The sequence below is a fragment of the Chitinophaga sp. RAB17 genome (assembly GCF_052114225.1).
Lineage (GTDB): Bacteria > Bacteroidota > Bacteroidia > Chitinophagales > Chitinophagaceae > Chitinophaga.
In genome coordinates this window covers 861142-879532 of sequence record NZ_JBFREI010000003.1, presented here as the reverse complement: position 1 = coordinate 879532, position 18391 = coordinate 861142, and the positions used below count along the sequence as shown (strand labels likewise).

19 protein-coding genes are annotated in these 18391 nt (G+C 45.5%); 8 read left to right on the top strand and 11 right to left on the bottom strand.

The window, feature by feature from the left end:
- Positions 1–99 precede the first annotated feature (99 nt).
- Both AB4Z08_RS15310 and AB4Z08_RS15305 read left to right on the top strand, forming a co-directional pair.
- On the top strand, positions 100–999 hold the full coding sequence (locus AB4Z08_RS15310) for a hypothetical protein (protein ID WP_441574624.1): 900 nt from the start codon (positions 100–102) through the stop codon (positions 997–999).
- Entirely contained in the window at positions 996–2090 is a 1095-nt protein-coding gene (locus tag AB4Z08_RS15305; protein WP_441574623.1) for a transglycosylase SLT domain-containing protein, read from the top strand. The genes AB4Z08_RS15310 and AB4Z08_RS15305 overlap by 4 nt, the downstream gene beginning before the upstream one ends.
- A gap of 145 nt (positions 2091–2235) precedes the next feature.
- Here AB4Z08_RS15305 and AB4Z08_RS15300 read toward each other — a convergent pair whose 3' ends face one another.
- Genes AB4Z08_RS15300 through AB4Z08_RS15290 form a run of 3 tightly spaced genes read right to left on the bottom strand, consistent with a single transcriptional unit; the run spans position 2236 to position 5579 of the window.
- Entirely contained in the window at positions 2236–4062 is a 1827-nt protein-coding gene (locus AB4Z08_RS15300; protein WP_441574622.1) for a hypothetical protein, read from the bottom strand.
- Positions 4063–4085: 23 nt separating this feature from the next.
- A complete protein-coding gene (locus tag AB4Z08_RS15295; protein ID WP_441574621.1) occupies positions 4086–4517 on the bottom strand; it encodes a GPW/gp25 family protein in 432 nt (143 codons plus the stop codon).
- A 9-nt stretch (positions 4518–4526) separates the two neighbouring features.
- Complete coding sequence (locus AB4Z08_RS15290; RefSeq protein WP_441574620.1) at positions 4527–5579, bottom strand: PKD domain-containing protein; 1053 nt, start codon at positions 5577–5579, stop codon at positions 4527–4529.
- 213 nt (positions 5580–5792) lie between these two features.
- On the opposite strand from AB4Z08_RS15290, the gene AB4Z08_RS15285 reads away from it, so the two are divergent.
- The 5 genes from AB4Z08_RS15285 to tssD all read left to right on the top strand — a co-directional run bounded on the left by AB4Z08_RS15285 (position 5793) and on the right by tssD (position 10028).
- Entirely contained in the window at positions 5793–6755 is a 963-nt protein-coding gene (locus tag AB4Z08_RS15285) for a hypothetical protein (protein ID WP_441574619.1), read from the top strand.
- Positions 6756–6862: 107 nt separating this feature from the next.
- Positions 6863–7717, top strand: coding sequence for a TssN family type VI secretion system protein (locus AB4Z08_RS15280; protein ID WP_441574618.1), 855 nt, complete (start codon positions 6863–6865; stop codon positions 7715–7717).
- 10 nt (positions 7718–7727) lie between these two features.
- Positions 7728–8903, top strand: a complete 1176-nt coding sequence (locus AB4Z08_RS15275; protein WP_441574617.1) for a hypothetical protein — start codon at positions 7728–7730, stop codon at positions 8901–8903.
- Between the two features lie 60 nt (positions 8904–8963).
- A complete protein-coding gene (gene tssO / locus AB4Z08_RS15270; protein ID WP_441574616.1) occupies positions 8964–9488 on the top strand; it encodes a type VI secretion system TssO in 525 nt (174 codons plus the stop codon).
- Positions 9489–9641: 153 nt separating this feature from the next.
- Positions 9642–10028, top strand: a complete 387-nt coding sequence (gene tssD / locus AB4Z08_RS15265; RefSeq protein WP_441574615.1) for a type VI secretion system tube protein TssD — start codon at positions 9642–9644, stop codon at positions 10026–10028.
- Positions 10029–10120: 92 nt separating this feature from the next.
- Here tssD and AB4Z08_RS15260 read toward each other — a convergent pair whose 3' ends face one another.
- The 6 genes from AB4Z08_RS15260 to AB4Z08_RS15235 all read right to left on the bottom strand — a co-directional run bounded on the left by AB4Z08_RS15260 (position 10121) and on the right by AB4Z08_RS15235 (position 15019).
- A complete protein-coding gene (locus AB4Z08_RS15260) occupies positions 10121–10588 on the bottom strand; it encodes an ankyrin repeat domain-containing protein (RefSeq protein ID WP_441574614.1) in 468 nt (155 codons plus the stop codon).
- 114 nt (positions 10589–10702) lie between these two features.
- A complete protein-coding gene (locus tag AB4Z08_RS15255) occupies positions 10703–11461 on the bottom strand; it encodes an MBL fold metallo-hydrolase (RefSeq protein ID WP_441574613.1) in 759 nt (252 codons plus the stop codon).
- Between the two features lie 34 nt (positions 11462–11495).
- A complete protein-coding gene (locus AB4Z08_RS15250; protein ID WP_441574612.1) occupies positions 11496–11942 on the bottom strand; it encodes a DoxX family protein in 447 nt (148 codons plus the stop codon).
- 63 nt (positions 11943–12005) lie between these two features.
- Positions 12006–12590: a Crp/Fnr family transcriptional regulator gene (locus tag AB4Z08_RS15245; protein ID WP_441574611.1), complete on the bottom strand. Its 585-nt coding sequence runs from the start codon at positions 12588–12590 to the stop codon at positions 12006–12008.
- A complete protein-coding gene (gene coaA, locus AB4Z08_RS15240) occupies positions 12590–13546 on the bottom strand; it encodes a type I pantothenate kinase (RefSeq protein ID WP_441574610.1) in 957 nt (318 codons plus the stop codon). Before coaA ends, AB4Z08_RS15245 begins: the two co-directional genes overlap by 1 nt.
- Positions 13547–13663: 117 nt before the next feature.
- On the bottom strand, positions 13664–15019 hold the full coding sequence (locus tag AB4Z08_RS15235; protein WP_441574609.1) for an NAD-dependent succinate-semialdehyde dehydrogenase: 1356 nt from the start codon (positions 15017–15019) through the stop codon (positions 13664–13666).
- Between the two features lie 108 nt (positions 15020–15127).
- Here AB4Z08_RS15235 and AB4Z08_RS15230 point away from each other — a divergent pair, with 108 nt between their 5' ends.
- A complete protein-coding gene (locus AB4Z08_RS15230) occupies positions 15128–16303 on the top strand; it encodes an MFS transporter (protein WP_441574608.1) in 1176 nt (391 codons plus the stop codon).
- Here AB4Z08_RS15230 and AB4Z08_RS15225 read toward each other — a convergent pair.
- Entirely contained in the window at positions 16293–17699 is a 1407-nt protein-coding gene (locus tag AB4Z08_RS15225) for an MFS transporter (RefSeq protein WP_441574607.1), read from the bottom strand. The two genes, AB4Z08_RS15230 and AB4Z08_RS15225, sit on opposite strands and share 11 nt — an antisense overlap.
- Positions 17700–17774: 75 nt before the next feature.
- Positions 17775–18344, bottom strand: a complete 570-nt coding sequence (locus AB4Z08_RS15220) for a TetR/AcrR family transcriptional regulator (RefSeq protein ID WP_441574606.1) — start codon at positions 18342–18344, stop codon at positions 17775–17777.
- Positions 18345–18391 lie beyond the last annotated feature (47 nt).

Below are 18391 nucleotides of genomic sequence, written 5' to 3'. Positions count from 1 at the left end.
TTTTGGGCTTTAACGATGCTTTTGACAGCCCGTGTATATGCCCGAAAGCTGACGACCGGAGAATCCCTACATTTTTTAAAGGTAAAAGCTGACCTAAAGATGAAACGAGTGTTGTGCAGTTTACTGCTTTGTTTGTTAATCACAAGTACAGGGTTATCCGTAAAAGCCCAGACAGGTACAGATAGTATTCTGACTACCAAAGGAGCGGTAACGCTTATTACTTCCGGCGCCCCCATCAGTACATTTCAGATCGGCGATGGAAAAAATACAGATTATGATTATCGCATAGTGGATGGAAATATGGTATTTCTGCGCCCCATTACTGCGGCCCCACGCCCAACTAACCTGATTGTCCGGGAAGGAGAGAATATTCATTACATGATCATTGCGTATCATGATAAGGCGGATCTGTCCCGCCTGAAATACACCTTATCCGGTAAGTCCAAAACCACAGGCGCCTTCACCACGCCGGAAGCAACGCCACAGGCGCCACGTCCCGGCAGGGGGGAAAGAAGCGGAGATGAACAGCTGGCTAATTTGCCGGAAGAAACCGGCAACCTTATCAGCGTAGATACCGTTACCGTTGGTAAAATTGCGGAAGACTTCGGGAAAGATCATAAAGTAAATCACCAGTACGAAGTGAAAGTAGATGGTATCAGCGTCGGATATGCACAAGCCATGACGCTGAGCAGCATGAATTACTTCTGCTTCCGCATCCGTAATAAAGGCAAAGAACCATTTGAAATTGTGAAGGCCAGTCTGATTCACAAAGAGAAAAAAGATACTTCACTACTGCATACCATGCCCATCCTTTACAAAAAAGGACCCACTATCATCGCCCCCAGAGAGGAAGCCAGCGAGGTATTTGTAGTGCCTTCCAAACAATATAAGAAAGACGATGAAGTAATTATTGTACTGCAAACAACAGAAGGAAAGCAACAGGTGGTATTATATGTGCCGGTAACGGTACTTCCTAAATACATGTTGGCCAAACAATGAGGACGCGTTTTGTTTTGACGTTACTTGTATTCCTGTTGTTCACCCGGTCCGGGATAGCACAACAGGTGGATTTCTGCGGGGAAGTTGTACCGATGGAAAGAGATTTTGTTTCCTATCGTCTCATGGATGTGATTAAACGCAACCTGCGCTATCAGGGTTACCTGCCTGCATTGCGCCTGAAAGCCGAACAGTATTTCCCCATTATAGAACCCATTCTTCAGCAATACAATGTACCGCTGGATTTTAAATACCTACCCATTGTGGAAAGCGGTCTGAGTAATGCTACTTCACCGGTAGGCGCCCAGGGTGTATGGCAGATTATGCCTGGCACGGCGGCGGAGCTGGGCCTGACAGTCAGCGCTGGTTATGATGAACGCAATCACCTGATTAAAGCAACACATGCCGCCTGCAAACTAATACGGCTGTTGCATGATCAGCTGAACTCCTGGACACTGGCCGCAGCGGCATATAATGCCGGATCGGGCAACATCTCCAAAAATATAAAACGGCAGGGGAGCAACGACTACTACCAGTTGTTGCTCAATAATGAAACTGCCCAGTATATCTACAAGATCATTGCGATCAAGCAGCTTTTTGAAAGCCCGGAATTATATATGCCAGGCTTTGGCTATAACGTATTCAGTAAAAATTCCAGCAACGGATCTGTATTCGCCACACCTGCTCCGGTTAGTAAGACCGGGGACAAGGATTTTAATACGATCCGTATCACACTGGGTAAATCAGCACCCGCGAAACACGCAGTAGTCGTATATGCAGCCCGTCTGCAAAATAACGGCTCCTTCGAAGATGGACAGCTGGTGAGCATTCAATTGCTGGATGACCTGCAGGCTAACGGAGTGTATATACGTAAAAATTCCAGTCTCTCTGGTAAAGGATGGTTGGTCAGCAGCCGCATATACGTAGACCTCGGCTTCGGTAATACTGTGGTGCTCTACGCTGCAGACGGGAAAAAGGGAGTACCTGCAGGTTTGTTGAAAACAGGCGGAGAGGTGCAGCTGAGGAATATAGGTGATAACAGAAGTAATGTATTTGCTGGTGGGTGGCTGGTTAATACTGTAGCGGCCAGATAGAAAGGATATGGCAGGGATGCCGGATATTGCATCACTTTTTTATAAACCAATTAAAGTAATACTGGTTATCAGCGCATTGCCAGCGAAGCATATGCTTCACCCGTCATTTATCAGCATTCGCTGATGAATGACGGGTGAAGCAATATTATACCAGTGCGTCATTTACAAATACCCGGTAGGGAAATGTATTACTGGACTTCTCTTCCAGTTGCAACAGCAACTCCTCTTTCATATAATGAAGATTGGCAACAGGATAACGTTCCGTAGCCTGATGCAGGGTGATACGGATATCCAGTGTCCGGCTGTAGCTGGCGCCGCTACCTGGTTGCAGGGCAATGCCTTTGGCTACAACAGCTGCCTTCATTTCTTTTCCAAAGATAGTTTTGCAGAGTGCTTTGATATCTTCCGGTGTTACAATACGGTTATGGGATAACAAATGGGAGCGGTACAAATTTATCTTTTCATCAATATTCAGCCGGTCTTTCCCGCCCTGTGTATTGGTGAGTAAGGTAATACTATTGGGGCGGGTGTTGATACTGCCATACTCCAGCAGGCGCGTACCCATACGGATGTTATTGGCTGCGGTGCCGTTGGTGGAATAAAATTCTATGAAGATATATTCTGCATTTTCTTTAGGTTTCACCATCACGTAAGGGATATTCCCTTTATTGGCGCCCGGCTGCAATTGCTCTTCCAGGGATGCAATCAGTTGATGCAGTTCCCGCATCCGGTTAGTCACATAGTCATTCTTCACTTCTTCAAAGAGGGAACTTTCATCCCGGATCACTTCCACCAGGTAGGCGATTACTTCTTTGGCTTCGCGGGTATCAAACCGGCCGATACCGCTGCTGCGGATCACCAGTTCGCCTTCCTGCATTTGTCCGGCAGTAGAGAAATTACGCACATAGTAATCGGTGCCTTCCAGGTCATATACCCGTTTGATATCAAAAAAGATATCGGGTGTTTGCATGGGGATGATATTCAGATAACGATTCAGCTTCATCGACTGCTCGTTATTTTTTTTGTTGATCACCGGGAAGCAGTTAATGCTGCAGTACAAATCTTCCAGCAGCGTGTGATGCAATGCCTCGGGAAATTCAATACGCAGCCATTGCACCTCTTTGTTGATCCGGTTGCTGTCAGTGCCGAAAATGCGGAGCAGTGCTTCCGGAATGCCAGGATTGTTGGCATTAGGGGCATCCGTAACGGTGAGAAAATGACGGCGGAAACGATGCAGTATATGCTGACTGTAACGGGCATTGTTATTTACGGCCACCTGGATCATGCTGTCTACTTCTTCTTCTGCTGCACTGCGGCTATGATGGTACCCGGCTTTTATGGAGATCTCTTTATTGTTTATAAATACCCGCGCCAGTGGCAGATAATGGTAAAACATTTCCTGTTGGTGCACGTTGCGGAGGTCAAAGAAAAACGACATGCCTTCCCAGGAATGTGCTACCTCTTCCATAGAAAGGCCAATCCATAAATGATTGGGGGCCATGTCGGGAAAGGTTTGTCCCTGCAGTATCTGCTCTTTGAACCAGTGGTCACGTGTTTCATAAAGCTTGTTGCCTATAGCGAGGTATTGGACATGGCCGCGGAAAAGGCGATGGCTGGTGACAGGAGAAAAGAAAAGATCGCGGCTATGGGTACCTGTTTTGGTATGATGATAGAACTGATGATCGGCATGAATATCCGCGACAGGCTCCGTGGCCAGGGCATGCAGGATACCGTAGGCAGGCTGACTGCTGGTGATGGGTTCCGGCATCATGATCTGAGCCAGTCTTTCCACCAGTCGCGCATGTGAAACATCCACTTCGCCGGAAATTTTTTCCAGCTCACTGGCGCAGGCTTCCAGCAGGAGTTGTACTACCGGGTCAAAAGAGGTTTCCACTTCCGCATCCGGATATCCCCAGAGGCGGGCGGCGGTTTTCAGCATCCTGTCTTTTATACGTTCTTTTTTTTCTTTCATGGGTGGTGTTAATAAACAAATGATCAATCATACGACAACGGGCTGATGTAGAAGAAACTACTGTATTGGAACGGGTTATTGTTTTTGGCGATGGTTCCTGATACCGTGACGCGGATTTTCTTCTTCATCTTGCGTGTAGCCGGCAGTAACAGTTCTTCCTGGTTTACGGCGGCCACTACCCGTATCTGTGCTATTCTTTTTTCATAGCGAACAATAGATGTTTTGACGGCGCTCTCTATCTGCTCTTTTACTTCATTGTTGGAAGCCTTGATATCAAAGTCGCTGTCCCACCACTGGCAGCCATACTGGGCATCATCTTTATTTTCTCCCAGTACAGTGGTGATGAGCAGATGGATATGTTGTTCTATAGACTCTTCCAGTGCGATGGCTGGCATATCTTTTTTTTGCAGCAACTGAGAAAAGTCTATGGGTAGTTTATAATATTTTCCTTTCATGATAGCAGCTTAAAATATGCCCAACACTTTTTTACGGTCGTACATGATCAGGATCTCATTTACGCACCCATTTGGTGTTTTAGTGAGATTAACCCTTTCTATTTTGAATTTTTTCTTACCATAAATGCGGGAGCAGAAATGTGTGAAATTATCTACATCATTCGCATTCAGGACCACTCTGGCGTTGAGATTATTACAGAGATACTGGGCGAAGTCTGCAGCAGTTTTCTGTTTCAGCGTTACCTGGATAAGGAGGTATTTAAATTCCTCATCAGAAATAGATGGCTTCTTTTCGGGTACTGGTACCGGGGCGGGCGCAGGTGCTGGTGCAGGATTCAGGTCAATAACGGGTTGAGGTGTTTCCTGGCGTTCCACCGGACGGGCCGGGAATACGGTAATGTGTTTGAGTACCATATGGCTGCTGTCACCATTGATAATAAGTGATAATGTTCTTTCGCCGGGAGAGGAGAAAGTATAGGTAACTGATGAATTGCTATGTATTTCAGCGTTGTCCTGCAACAGGTGCCAGCTCCATTTGGTGGCCGAGGGTGTTTTGTTGCTGAAGGTAACTGGTCGGCCTGCAAAGGCTTCAGAAGGACCATCAATAACAGGGAATACATCTGCGTTATTGGCGACGGCAACGGGCGTATTCATGATTACCAGCACTTCCTTATTCCAGCTGCATTTACCGGAGGTCAGTGTCACAATATAGCTGCCTGCTTTATTAAAAGAGTGGTATACCTGTCTGCCGGTGGCTTTAGCGCTGGAGTCACCGAACTCCCAGGTATAGCTGCCTGTTTTTTTGTCGTGATTTTCCGCATTAAAGGTAATGACTTCGCCTACGGAATAAGCTTTACTGTTACTGTTCTGGATATGACTGAGTGCTATATCGGTATTGCTGCAATCTTCCCTGCCGTCCATCTGAAAGGCAAGCAGCGCTGCGCTGATGAGGAACAGACCAAGAAATGTCCAGAGCACCATGGGGTCAACATGACTGGCTATTTTACCAAAAGGTCGGAATGAGTTAACCTTACGTTCATTTTCGGGTTTACGGGGGGCCATCGGTTTTTCAGGTTTTTACAATTTTAATATAAATTTAGACAAATAACCAGAGTTAATTCACGTAAAAAAGATTTTTTCCACGGATCAAAATTTAAGCCATAATAATTAAATCAAACCCCTATTTTTGTTACTGACTTGTTAGCCCGGAACCATAGATGAAAGATAGTTATGCTAACAGTAATAGCAGGATAAGAAAAACCTAAATAATGCCTTATGGTAAACAATGCAGAGAAGGCTGCGGTGCTGGAGGAAGTGATTGATCACGTCAATGCTTTGCCCTATGATGTCAGGGCAGAAGTGGTGGTGGGAGAATTACTGGATAATCATGTGCGGGAGGAAGAAGTGGTAGTACAGATGAAAAATGTATTTACGCGCTCGTTTACTACAGATATTACTCATGTAAAACTGGATGATAGTCAACCTTATCAGCCATTTATCAATTTCTCTCTTTCACGGGATGGGATCTATGACCGTTTACCGCAGGGCATGTTTCACGAGTTTAAACAGGAGTCTTCTTCCCGGCAAAGCGGGGTGACTGAGATGGTGGCCCGTTATAAAAAGCAGCAGCAGCAACAGCAGCAGGCCCGTAAATTTTTCCAGCCCCTGGAGAATGAATTTTTTCTGCAACGGGTATACCTGGAACAGCGGGAAAAGCATTTGTTGTTTGATGTATTTGGCAAAGATGCAGACCAGCTATTCCACGCGTTTTGGGAACTGCCGGCAGGTCTTCCGGCGGCGGCAGCCAACAGACTGGTGAAGCTGCTGCCATATATGCATCATATTGCGGGTAATATGTCACTGGTGAAATTATGCCTGGAGCAGGTATTGGAAGAAACTGTTGATATTTCCTGGAATCGCGAACCACAGCTGGTAACAACGGGTAACGGCATTCCCCTGGGAGAATGTTTGCTGGGGGTAGATGCCATGGTGGGCACGCAATGTTATACAGATATGCCCGTGTTAACGGTCAGCATCGGTCCGGTTAAACGCCAACGTATATACGATTATCTTCCCTGGCAGCCATTTGGCAAATTGCTGGAAACCTGCTATGGCTATTTTTTGCCGGCAGATGTGGAAATTAACACGTTACTGTTGCCGCCTCCGGGAGATAAGAAGGTAGTGATGTCTGATAAGCAACCTGATCAGGGTATCATGGGATATAATTTTTATCTCTGATAGCAGGCTGTTGTTTATTATGGAATTATTTTTGCTGTTACCGGGCATCTGAAAAACCAAAGAAATGTTAGTACCCAAACCCGAAAAACCTTGACATCAACAGAACTATGAGATACACTGCTAAGTTTTATTTTATGCTGGCCGGCGTGCTGGCCGTAGGATCTTTCATAGTGGCTTTGCTCAGCAGATACATTAAAAATTTCAGCCTTTATAAAAAGAAAGCACTGTTGTATTTAGTGTGTATGACGCTGGTATTTGCCGTTATCAGTTCCATCCCTTTCCTGTTTACCCATCAAAACCTGATGAACCAGTATTTTTTCTATGAAGTATGGTTTCTGGGGCTGGGCGTAGTGCATTGCCATTTCATGTATACCCGTTTCTGGGCCAATGAAACAACACTGGTATCCGAACTGGCTTTTATATTGGCCATCTGGCTGTTTGGCGGCGTAGGCTTTGTGCTGGTCAATCGTTTCCTGGATAAAGATACCTTGTTGTATTATCCTATGCTTACCAGTATGTTTTCCTTTGTTTTGCCCACATTTGTTTATAAAACTTTTGAGAAGATGATGGCCATTCCGGTGAAAGTGCATAAGTGGTGGCAATATCCAATGTATAAAGATATGCCGGAAGTAAATGAAGATGAGATGAAAGACCTGATTGTTATTGGCCTGGAAATGGAGAAGGGGCCACTGGATAACAGTCGTACTTACTTCAGGGCACGTACCCCGATTAAAATGGATCTGGGTGATTTGTTCTACCACTTTATCAATGACTATAACGACCGTTATCCCAATACCCCCATTGATTTTGTAGATAACACCGGGCAGCCTTATGGCTGGGTATTTCACCTGAAGCCACGTTGGTTTGGCGGAGCTAAAACACTGGACCCGCATAAGGCGGTGTTTATGAATGGTATCAAAGAAAACAGTGTGATTATTTGCAACAGAATTATGTTATCCTAAAAGCAGCATTATGGCAGAACCGCTAAAGCATTTTCCCGTTAACTGGGTCGATGGCATGAAGATAAAGAAGCAGCATTTTATTGATACCGAAAATGCACTGCTGGATCAGATCAGGGATGCACTTTCCTGCAGTATACATGCACTCAACTATGGCCTGCTGCCTCCTAAAGCAGAAAATAAAGAATCCCTGCGTTGCTGGTTTATCAGTGATAATCAACAGCAGTGGCGTATTAAGTTAACAGAGTGCCGGGCAGTAACTCCCGGCGGAGGAAGAATAGAAGTACCGGAGCATACCGTACACTCGCTGAAATATGCCACTACTTTTCCGGAAGCTACTTATACCTGGGATCCGCAGCATACAGAAAGTACCTATTACGTGATCATACAGGTGAACCCCTTTAACCGGCAACCCAGTGGAGAGCCTTTGCTGGATGAAGATCCACCAAGACTGCCTTATGCTACCCCGGAATATAGTTTGTATGTAGCACCCGCTTCTCAGTTGCCATCCGGTCAGCTGGGTAGCTACCAGATGGTGCTGGCCCGCATTAGTGTGGCGGATGGCCGACCGCAGATGGATGATGATTACATTCCTCCATGTAGCATTGTTAGTGCACATCCTGCTTTAATAGATCTCCACCATGAGCTGGATCAGTTCCTGGGACAAATGGAACTCTATGGCGTACACATCGTGCAAAAAATTTACGGCAGAAATCAGAATAATGACCTGGCGCTGGTAGTATTGTATATTACCGAAAAAATGGTTCAGTTCCTCGGTACCCGCATCACCCAGTTCAGATGGCTGGCCCTGAACCAGGCACCTGCACAGATGCTGGAAATTATTGCCGGCCTCGCCCGTACTATGAAAAACGCTATTGACCAACGCGCCGGCGCAGGTAAAGAAGAATTACTCAACTACTTATCTGAATGGTGTGAATTACGGCAGGGTGAACTGGAAAACCTGATGATCAACTGTGCCAATATCCGTTATAAACACCTCGATATTAGAGAGTGTCTGCAACCCATGATTCCTTTTGTACGGGCCGTCAATAAACTGTTTGAAAGCCTGAGCAGACTGGATTATATCGGACGCAAGCAGGACAGCAATATTTTTGTGAAAGAAGAATCAGCCGAAGATGCCGAATACCTGCGTAAGCATAAAACCAAACGTTGGTTTTTTACCGACTAAGAAAATGAAACAACATATTTCGTATCCCGATAAATTCAATCAAAAAAATCATTTCGTAGTATGCAAGTATTAAACAGGCAGGAAAGAAGTATTTCCTTTATATGGTTCCTGTTATTTTTTATCATAACAGTCGCCTTGTTTGTGTTAGCCGTATTCTTTAATTACCAGGTCCCTGCCAGGGAAAATGCTTCCCTGCGTAAAGAACTGAGTTCATTCAGACAGGAACAGGCCTTCCAGACAGAGTTCCTGCAGAAGCTGGAAAAGGTAAAACATAACCTCGATTCCATTAATCTGCCTAACCAGAACGCTAATTATATGGATCAGGTAATAGCCGCTTCCCTGGCAGATATGCGCAACTCTATTCCCAAAGAAGCCGTTACGCATTACGGGCTGTACGACAACATTGTGCAAAACTGTTTATCACTGCAACAAACCAAGCAACAACTGCGTGAATTACAAAATGCACAGCAAAGTATTGCTGACCTGAAAGTGCAGGTGGCAGACCTGAATGCGAAGGTAGAAAGTAAGAGCAGGGACCTTGATAACTGCAGACAAATGATGTTGCTGAACAGTCGTTCACACTAACTTTGATGGGTATATTGACGATAGATATTGGAATTAAAATTATTTGTTAGGACTCTTGACTATTGAAAAATTTCATCCTATATTTGGGACTTATAAATACATAAATAAATCCTAATTATTTTTTCTTTATTGTAACCTTAAAAATTAACCCACATGTCCTTCAAGGCAAAATTCACAGCAGGCGGTGAAGAGTACAACGTACAGCATGTCGCCTACGATCTCACACAGGAAACAGATGCTACCGGACGCCCATCGGCAATTACCCGTGGCGGACGTATTAAGCTGACGGTAGAATCTACCGGAAAAACAGAACTCTTTGAGTGGATGGTAAACAACTTTGAACGCAAAGATGGTTCCATCACCTTCTACAAAAGAGACACTGATTCCAAACTGAAAACTTTGGAATTTAAAGAAGGTTACCTGGTTAAGTTTGAAGAGTCTTTCGACTACGAAAACAAAAACCCAATGGTCATCTCCTTTACCATTTCAGCCCGTGAAGTTAGCATGGGCAACGCAAAACATGTTAATGAATGGGTGTAATAACTCCCGACATTATTATGCAAAAAGGGCTGTCTCTGAAAATGAGACAGCCCCTTTTTTTGAATAATTATGCTAATGCCGTTTTTAAATGGTTAGATGTCTGTTAATGAAATTCCATAAAATTCAAGCATCGATCTGCCATCCCTGGTTTTGATGTCAGTATTTGCCCCGTGATCGATTAATAATTTTATCATTTCAAGGTATCCTTCCCGTTTGTCGCTTATCGCGTATGCCAAAGGTGTATTTCCGGACTGATCAGCTATATCTATTGGTGCGCCGGCATCAATTAGGGTTTCCGCGATATCAATAAATTTATACATGGCAGCATAATGAAGCGCTGTCATCCCTCTTCGATCTGTCTTGTTTACATCGACATGATGGGCTATTAGAAAATCGATCATGGCCTTTTTGTTTTCAATTACAGCTCGTTGAAGGATCGGGCTACCATCCCGGGCATCGACTGAATTTACGTCAGCGCCATCGGTCACCAGCGTTTTCATTGTTTCAAAATCATCGAGTATAAAAGCTTCCTGCATTTTTTGGTGAAATTTCTCACTCATGATGAATGCATTTTGTTTTCGAAGAAATAAATTTGAATAGCACTTTTTTGTGCAGTTTCATGATGGCAGACAAACAAATAGTTTGTGGATCTAACAGCAGTAGTCATACCTTTCCTACTCTGCACTAATCCACTCACCCTGTTCCGGGATAAGTGCCGACAAGCCTGCAGCGCTTACTTCCACTCTCAATGCTTCTCTGCTCAGAAAACAATGATTGATGGCACCCATATGCACCGCAATCACTTTGCTCTGCGCAGGATGCTGAATGGTTTTAATCACATCCGCAGCAGTCATGGTAATAGGATCTCCCTGCAGGAATTGTGCAGCGCCGGCATTTACAACCACATAATCCGGTTGAAAAGTATCCATTGCAGTATTCACTTCTTCGCACCAGATGGTATCTCCGGCAATATATAAAGTAGTGTGTTCGTCCTGTAACACAAAGCCGGACACGGGGGCCATCATTTTACCGATTTCTCCGGTGCCGTGTTGTCCGCCGGTGCGGCTGATAGTGGTATTTTCCCAGTTAACGGACGTATGAACAGGTATTAGCTGCGTGAAACCTTGTTCTGTCAATGCTGTTACATCTTCCGGCTGACAAAATACCGGTAGTTGTTTCGATAAAATAGCCTGCGCGGTAACATCCCAGTGATCCCGGTGGCGATGGGTGACAAGGATCGCATCTAAAGAAGATAGCAGTTGTTTCAGTTCGGATTCGTTCACAGGGAGTTCCGTCATCGGGTTGCGGATGGTGTTTGCCGCATTGGGAACGGTATCCAGACTGTCTTTCGCGCCGAGCATAGGGTCTACCAGTATCCGTTTGTTATTCCATTCTAATAGCAATGTAGCATTGCGTAAAAATTGTATGCGCATGGTGTAGCAAATTTTGAAGAATGGAATAAAGTTATTAATTAATCACCCACCATATCCATAAAATGTAGAGTGGCTGAAATGCTAACCGGCTCCAGGTATACCAGGGTTTGGCCGGTAGTCCGCCGGGAGCAGGTAGTTGTTGTACCGCCACACGGATATTAGCAGGAAACATACCGACCAGCAGTATCATTAATCCCCAGCCGGCATAGTATTGTGTGGCAGGAAATAATAGACCTGCTCCCAGCAACATTTCCAATACGCCGGTAAACAAGATAAGAAAACGGGGGAAGGGAAACCATCCTTCAATCATATAAATGAGTTTGCCTGGTTTCAGTAAATGGAAGAAGCCAATCATCAGAAACATAACGGCGGCGGATATACGTGCATCGAATGACAGCAGCTGCAATGCCGAAACAGAAAAGATATAGCCAATAGCCAGGAGCAAAAGAGCGATACTGCATAAGCCAGAAAAGAATGCCATGTGTGTATTTTTTAGAATACAAATGTCATCATCTTCTTCACAAATGACACTAACAAATGTTAGTTAATCCGGCGCACTCATATTTTTACGGATGCGACTGAGACTTTCCGGCTCGATGCCCAGATAGGAAGCAATTTGTTTAATAGATATGTGCTGCACTACTTCCGGATGTTCCTGCAGTAGCCGCGCATATCTTTCCTGGGCAGTAAACTGAAGGAAGGACAGCTCCCGGTCGTATTTGTTCAGGTATTGGTATTCTGCCATAAGGCGGCCGATCCGCTCAGACTGATGAGAGCTGGCATATAAGCCGTGCAGGTCCTGATAATAAAAGGCGTAGCCGGTTACCGGGGTAATAGCCTGCAGATTTACCGCAGCAGGCTGCCTCGTAATGAAAGAGGCATAAGACGCGGTAAAAGCACCGGGAAAGGCAAAATCCATACTGATATCCTTGCCATCATGAACGGTGTATACTCTGACAATACCCGTTTCAATAAAGAAAACGGCATTGGCGGTTTTCCCGGCTTCTGAAAGATAGTCTCCAGCCAGGAAAGAGACGGGCTGCAGGATGGCCTCAAATTGTTCCCAATGAACCATGGGTTCTTTTAGCAATGCCTGCAGCTGCTCACGAATCTTAGTAGTATCTGACATTAAGTTTTTCTCAGTTGAATGGACTGAACAAAATGATGATGTCCTTTTTCCAGGATCAGGCTTGCGCGGTAGCGGGTAGGCGCAATATTTTGTTCCAGGTTAGGTTTGTTGATATCATCCCATATCTGAGTGGCTAATTCCACTGTGGCGGTATCGGAGAGATGGGCATACCGGTGGAAAAAAGATTCAGGATTCTGAAACGCGGTCATACGGAGCGATTCAAAGCGGGCGATGTACCATTTGCGGATATCTTTTTCTGCTGCATCCACATAAATACTGAAGTCGAAGAAATCGGATACGAAAACGGCAGGATCTTTCTGCTGTTGGCGGTGACGTACCTGCAACACATTCACGCCCTCTACAATCACAATATCAGGCTGTTCTATCCACTGTAACTGTCCGGGTAATACATCGTACTCAAGGTGCGAGTAGAGGGGCGCTGCTACCTTTTCTTTGCCTGATTTCACATCTGCCAGAAAATGGATGAGCCTTTTGATATCATAGCTTTCGGGAAAGCCCTTGCGGTTCATGATATTATTGGCATCCAACACTTTGTTGGGATATAGAAAACCATCCGTGGTGACCAGGTCTACTCTTGGATGGTTAGGCCATGCCTGCAGGAGTTTTTGCAATACTCTGGCGGTAGTACTTTTTCCTACAGCCACGCTTCCGGCAATACCAATGATGTAAGGTACTTTGTGTACCTGGCTGCTGAGGAAATTGCTGGTAGCGTTATGTAACTGTTGTGAAGCGGTTACATATAAATTCAACAGATGTGCGAGTGGAAGATATACCTGGGTAATTTCTTCCTGTGTGAGTGGTTCGTTCATGCCATGCAGCGCTTCCAGGTCATAGTCCTGCATTTGCAGCAAAGCATCACCGCTTCTTTCTGCCCATTCTTTCCGGGAGAAACTGATATAGGGAGTGTAGCGGTCGCGTTTCAGAGAAGTGGTCATTACAGTGCTTTTTAGCTGTTAGCTGTTAGCTTTTAGCTTTTAGGAAATGCAGCGGATATCATCATATGTTAGTCTTCGCTGCATTTCCTAAAAGCTAAAAGCTAATGGCTAAAAGCTTTATTGTTGTATATAAACGGTCTTTACGTTCAAAAATTCGTGTGTGCCTTCCAGTGATAATTCGCGTCCATAGCCCGATTGTTTTACGCCACCAAAGGGCAGGCGTGCATCTGAGCGAACCATGGCATTAATAAATACGTTGCCGCTTTCTATTTGTGTAGCCAGCCGGGCAGCTTTATCGAGGTCGCTGGTCCACAGTGCAGCGCCTAAACCAAATTCTGTTTCATTGGCAAGAGCAATGGCATGGGCTTCGTCAGCGGCTTCTATGATAACGGCCAGTGGCCCGAATGTTTCTTCTTTAAATGCTGTCATCTGATTAGTCACCCCTGTCAGCAGGGTGGGAGCAAAGTTACAGCCTTCATGCGTGCCACCCAACTCCAGTGTGGCGCCCTGACTGATACTTTCCTGCAGCTGTCTGGCCAGGTCGTCTGCCAGGTCGGGACGGGCCATAGGCCCCATGGTAGTACTTTCCTGGGTAGGGTCGCCCTGTTTCAGTTCTTCGATAATGCGTTTTACCGCCGTTGTAAAAGCCGGTACAATTTCTTTTTCCACAATCCAGCGCTTGGCGGCAATACAGGATTGACCGGCGTTTTGCATGCGTCCCTGAACGGCGGTTTTGGCGGCGGCTTCCAGGTCGGCGTCTTTCAATACGATGAAAGGATCGCTGCCGCCCAGCTCCAGCACCGTTTTTTTGATATGCTTGCCTGCCAGTGCTGCCACACTTTTACCAGCCGGCGTACTGCCGGTGAGGGTAACGCCCTGTACACGGGGATCTGCGATGATGGGTTCTATATCTTTGGAAGATACCAGTACAGACTGGAAAGTGCCAGCGGGAAAATTGCTTTCCGAAAACAATTTTTCTATAGCGAGTGCGCAACCACTTACGTTACTGGCATGTTTCAGTAAGCCGGTATTACCTGCGAGTATATTGGGAATAGCAAAACGGAATACCTGCCAATAAGGGAAATTCCAGGGCATAATCGCCAGTACGATACCTTTTGATTCATAAGAAACATAGCTTTTATAGGCATCGGAACGGATGGGTTTATGCTGTAACATTTCGGCTATGTTTTCTGCATAATATTCGGCGGAGGTGGCACACTTTAATACTTCTGCTCTTGCTTCTTTCAGCGTTTTGCCCATTTCCTGCGTAATCAGTGCTGCATGGATATCTACCTGATCCTTCATGGATTGTGCTACCTGCATCATCCACTGCCGGCGTTGCTCCAGCGGCACTTCCAGTAATTGCTGCCAGGCTTTGTGGCCCTGCTGTAATTTCTGTTCTATCTCTGATGGCGTGTGTGCTGTATATTCAGCAATGGTTTCCTGTGTAAATGGATTGATGCTTGTAAACATACTCTGTAGCTTTTAGTAAATAGTCACACAAATTTACCGTTTTCCACTAAAAGCAAAGTCCTAAAAGCGAATTGCTATCTTTGCATTGCTAAAAAACAAACGGACTTTATGGCGCTCAGCAGATGGAATATATTGATTATGGCCCTTTGTACAGGGTTGATCGTTGCTAATATTTATTATAGCCAGCCTTTGCTGGTGTTGATGAGTGACGAATTTGGGGTGAGTGAAAGCAACGCAGGACAGGTAACTTTTTTTACACAGGTAGGCTATGCGCTGGGGTTGTTATTTTGCGTGCCTTTGGGAGATAAGCTGGAGAGAAAAGGCCAGATAGTAGTAATGACACTGGCCGCTGTGGTGGCCCTGATTGCTGCTGCAAAATCTGTCAATATTACGATGTTGAAAATTACAGGCCTGATGATTGGTTTTACTTCCGTAGTTCCTCAATTGATATTGCCACTGGCAGCCAATCTTTCAGATCCTGCCAGTCGTGGTAAAGTAATAGGAACGATCATGAGTGGCTTACTGGTGGGCATATTATTATCGCGCACCCTGAGCGGTGTGGTTGGTCATCACTTCGGATGGCGCGCCATGTTCTGGATAGCAGCGGGTATCAGCGCACTGCTGGCAGTAATTATGATCACTTCTTTTCCTTCCAGCAAGCCTAATTTCAGTGGTACTTACGGTGATCTGATGAAATCATTACTCACGCTGATCAAAGAGCAGCCCATGTTAAGGGAGGCTTCTGCCATCAATGCGTGTTGCTTTGCTATGTTCGGCATGTTCTGGACTACGGTGGTATTCCTGTTATCTGCTGCTCCCTTTAAGTATACGAGTGAGCAAATAGGACTAATGGGACTCGCTGCCGCTGCAGGTGCGCTGGGCGCTCCATTGGTAGGACGGATTGCAGATAAAAAAAATCCACGTATAGCCATTGGGTATGGTATCATTTTTTTATTCCTGGGCTACTTCCTGTTTTATGCGTTCCAAACAAATATTATCGGCATTATCATCGGCATCATTGCCATTGATCTTGGTTTGCAAGGCATCCATGTATCCAATCAAACCCGCATCTACACCTTGTTGCCGGAAGCAAGGAACCGTTTGAATACGGTGTTTATGACTGCCAGTTTTATTGGCACTTCGCTGGGCTCCGGTATTGGATTGTGGGTGTGGTCAGTGGCGCAATGGAATGGTGTATGTATCGCTGGTACTGCTTTGATTACAGTGGCACTGATCATTTATCTGACTACTTATAAAAAAACAAAAGGAGTACTCAGCGCTTAACCCGGTTGAGCATCCATATTACGACTAACAGGTAGCCCATCATGCAATATAGCGCTACTTTATAAGCCATATAATAGTTGCCGGAAGTGCGGGCCAGGTAGAGAAAAATACCACCCAGTACACTTACTCCCAAAGCAGAAGCAATTTGCTGGATCGTAGAATATACGCCGCTGGCTGCTCCTGCTTTGGAGGCCGGTATATCCCACATCGCTACCTTTAATAAAGAAGGCATCAGCAAACCGGAACCACTGCCGTATATGATCAAACAGGGAATAATTTCCCAGGGCGTTATCTCATCTCCCCAAAATAATATTAACTGCCCGATAAAAGAGATGATCATCAACAAACAGGCGACCTGTAATAAACGGATGCGAAAGCGTACTGCATTTTTGATGGACCATAGAGATGCCAGCAGGTAGGAAATGGTTTGCAGCACGAAATATTTGCCTGCCGTAAAAGGAGATATGTGAAAGCCATTCTGGAAGTAGATAGACACCGTAAAAATATACGAGGTATTTACGCCGAAGAAAAACAATACGCTGAGGATACCTGTGTTAAAACTCCGTATACGAAAGAGTTCCATCGGGACCAGCGGATCGCGTTGTTGTTTGCCTAACCTGTATTGATATCCTACAAAAACAACCAGCAGTATGAATGCTGTTATCAGCATGCCTATTGTCCACAATGGCCAGCCCAGCTCGGAGCCCTGTATGATAGGGTATATCAGGAGAGATAATGCCAGTGTAAGCAAAACGATACCCGGCACATCAAAGCGGGTAGATTTATTTTGCTCAGACTCCTGCACAAAATACCAGGCAAGTATCATGGCAATGATACCTACTGGCAGGTTGACCAGGAAGATTAACCGCCAGCCATCTGTAATCAGGTGAGAAGAAATGAAATACCCACCCAGAAATTGCCCGATGGTAGCACCTGTACCCAGTGATATTCCGTATAGTCCGTATGCTTTGTCCCTGTCTGCCGGCGAATGGAAGTTCAGTTGGATCAGCGTAATGGTTTGTGGTACGGTAAACGCGGCTGCCATGCCTTGTAACAACCGGGAGATGATGAGCATGTCCATGGAGCCGGCAAAGCCACACATGGCGGAGGTGATGGTGAATGCTGCCAGTCCGGCAATGAACACCTTTTTTTTGCCGAGGTAATCGCCGGTACGGCTGCCGGTAATCAGGAATACGGCGTATCCCAGCAGATAAGAAGCTATCACCAGTTCCAGGGCGGCATCCGTGCTGTGAAAATAAGCTTTGATGGCCGGAGCGCTGATGTTAACGATGAAGATGTCTATCACCGTAATCAGTGGCGCCAGCAGGATAACTGCCAGGGAAAGCCATGGATTGACAGTAGGAGCGGTGATATATACAGACTGGTCTGTTTTCATGTAGGCGAAATTTTTGAATTGCTTGGATGATTGTTGAATAATTGTTAATGATGGATCGCCGTTGGGGGCCTGGTCTTACAAAGTGGCCAGCAGTTTTAGCACCACTTTCTTAGTATTTTCCATTGGCTTGGCGGACTTTTGCGTATACCCTTGCAGGCCGGCACCTTCGTAAAGGTTCAGCAGCATGTCTGTCATCTCATTTAATTCATCTTCAGGGAACGGATCTTTAATAACCTGTAATTGTTCTGCTATAAATGATCGCAGGCTTTGGGTATGTGTGCGTATCTGGAGGAGCGCATCTTCATTGAGTCCAGGTAATTCGTAGGCGATACGAATAAAGGCGCAACCTTTGAATTGATTGCTTTGCATGTGTTGCAGGCGGTATTCATATAGCCCCAATAGCTTTTCCTTGCCTGGTTCCATATCTTTCAGGAATTGTGTTCGCTCTTCCTGTCTGCTGAGCCGGGTTCTCAGCAGGTATTCTGTAAGCAACGCCTCTTTGGACGGGAAATGCTGATACAGACTGGCTTTGGCAATACCAGCTTCTTCAATGATCTGGTTAATGCCAGTGGCCAGGTAGCCCTGTTGGTAAAACAAATCGCTGGCGGTATTCAAAATTCTTTCTTTGGCGCCCTGTTCTTTCATGAGGCAATATTAGGCATTATTTTACAAACAGACAAGTCTGTATATTG

Bases quoted from the DNA above. Each gene is read 5' to 3' on its own strand.
- tssO (WP_441574616.1), top strand. From the start codon at position 8,964: ATGCAAGTATTAAACAGGCAGGAAAGAAGTATTTCCTTTATATGGTTC.
- AB4Z08_RS15245 (WP_441574611.1), bottom strand. From the start codon at position 12,590: ATGTCAGATACTACTAAGATTCGTGAGCAGCTGCAGGCATTGCTAAAA.
- AB4Z08_RS15260 (WP_441574614.1), bottom strand. From the start codon at position 10,588: ATGAGTGAGAAATTTCACCAAAAAATGCAGGAAGCTTTTATACTCGAT.
- tssD (WP_441574615.1), top strand. From the start codon at position 9,642: ATGTCCTTCAAGGCAAAATTCACAGCAGGCGGTGAAGAGTACAACGTA.
- AB4Z08_RS15310 (WP_441574624.1), top strand. From the start codon at position 100: ATGAAACGAGTGTTGTGCAGTTTACTGCTTTGTTTGTTAATCACAAGT.
- AB4Z08_RS15220 (WP_441574606.1), bottom strand. From the start codon at position 18,344: ATGAAAGAACAGGGCGCCAAAGAAAGAATTTTGAATACCGCCAGCGAT.
- AB4Z08_RS15295 (WP_441574621.1), bottom strand. From the start codon at position 4,517: ATGAAAGGAAAATATTATAAACTACCCATAGACTTTTCTCAGTTGCTG.
- AB4Z08_RS15300 (WP_441574622.1), bottom strand. From the start codon at position 4,062: ATGAAAGAAAAAAAAGAACGTATAAAAGACAGGATGCTGAAAACCGCC.
- AB4Z08_RS15255 (WP_441574613.1), bottom strand. From the start codon at position 11,461: ATGCGCATACAATTTTTACGCAATGCTACATTGCTATTAGAATGGAAT.
- AB4Z08_RS15235 (WP_441574609.1), bottom strand. From the start codon at position 15,019: ATGTTTACAAGCATCAATCCATTTACACAGGAAACCATTGCTGAATAT.
- AB4Z08_RS15290 (WP_441574620.1), bottom strand. From the start codon at position 5,579: ATGGCCCCCCGTAAACCCGAAAATGAACGTAAGGTTAACTCATTCCGA.
- AB4Z08_RS15280 (WP_441574618.1), top strand. From the start codon at position 6,863: ATGAGATACACTGCTAAGTTTTATTTTATGCTGGCCGGCGTGCTGGCC.
- AB4Z08_RS15250 (WP_441574612.1), bottom strand. From the start codon at position 11,942: ATGGCATTCTTTTCTGGCTTATGCAGTATCGCTCTTTTGCTCCTGGCT.
- coaA (WP_441574610.1), bottom strand. From the start codon at position 13,546: ATGACCACTTCTCTGAAACGCGACCGCTACACTCCCTATATCAGTTTC.
- AB4Z08_RS15225 (WP_441574607.1), bottom strand. From the start codon at position 17,699: ATGAAAACAGACCAGTCTGTATATATCACCGCTCCTACTGTCAATCCA.
- AB4Z08_RS15285 (WP_441574619.1), top strand. From the start codon at position 5,793: ATGGTAAACAATGCAGAGAAGGCTGCGGTGCTGGAGGAAGTGATTGAT.
- AB4Z08_RS15230 (WP_441574608.1), top strand. From the start codon at position 15,128: ATGGCGCTCAGCAGATGGAATATATTGATTATGGCCCTTTGTACAGGG.
- AB4Z08_RS15305 (WP_441574623.1), top strand. From the start codon at position 996: ATGAGGACGCGTTTTGTTTTGACGTTACTTGTATTCCTGTTGTTCACC.
- AB4Z08_RS15275 (WP_441574617.1), top strand. From the start codon at position 7,728: ATGGCAGAACCGCTAAAGCATTTTCCCGTTAACTGGGTCGATGGCATG.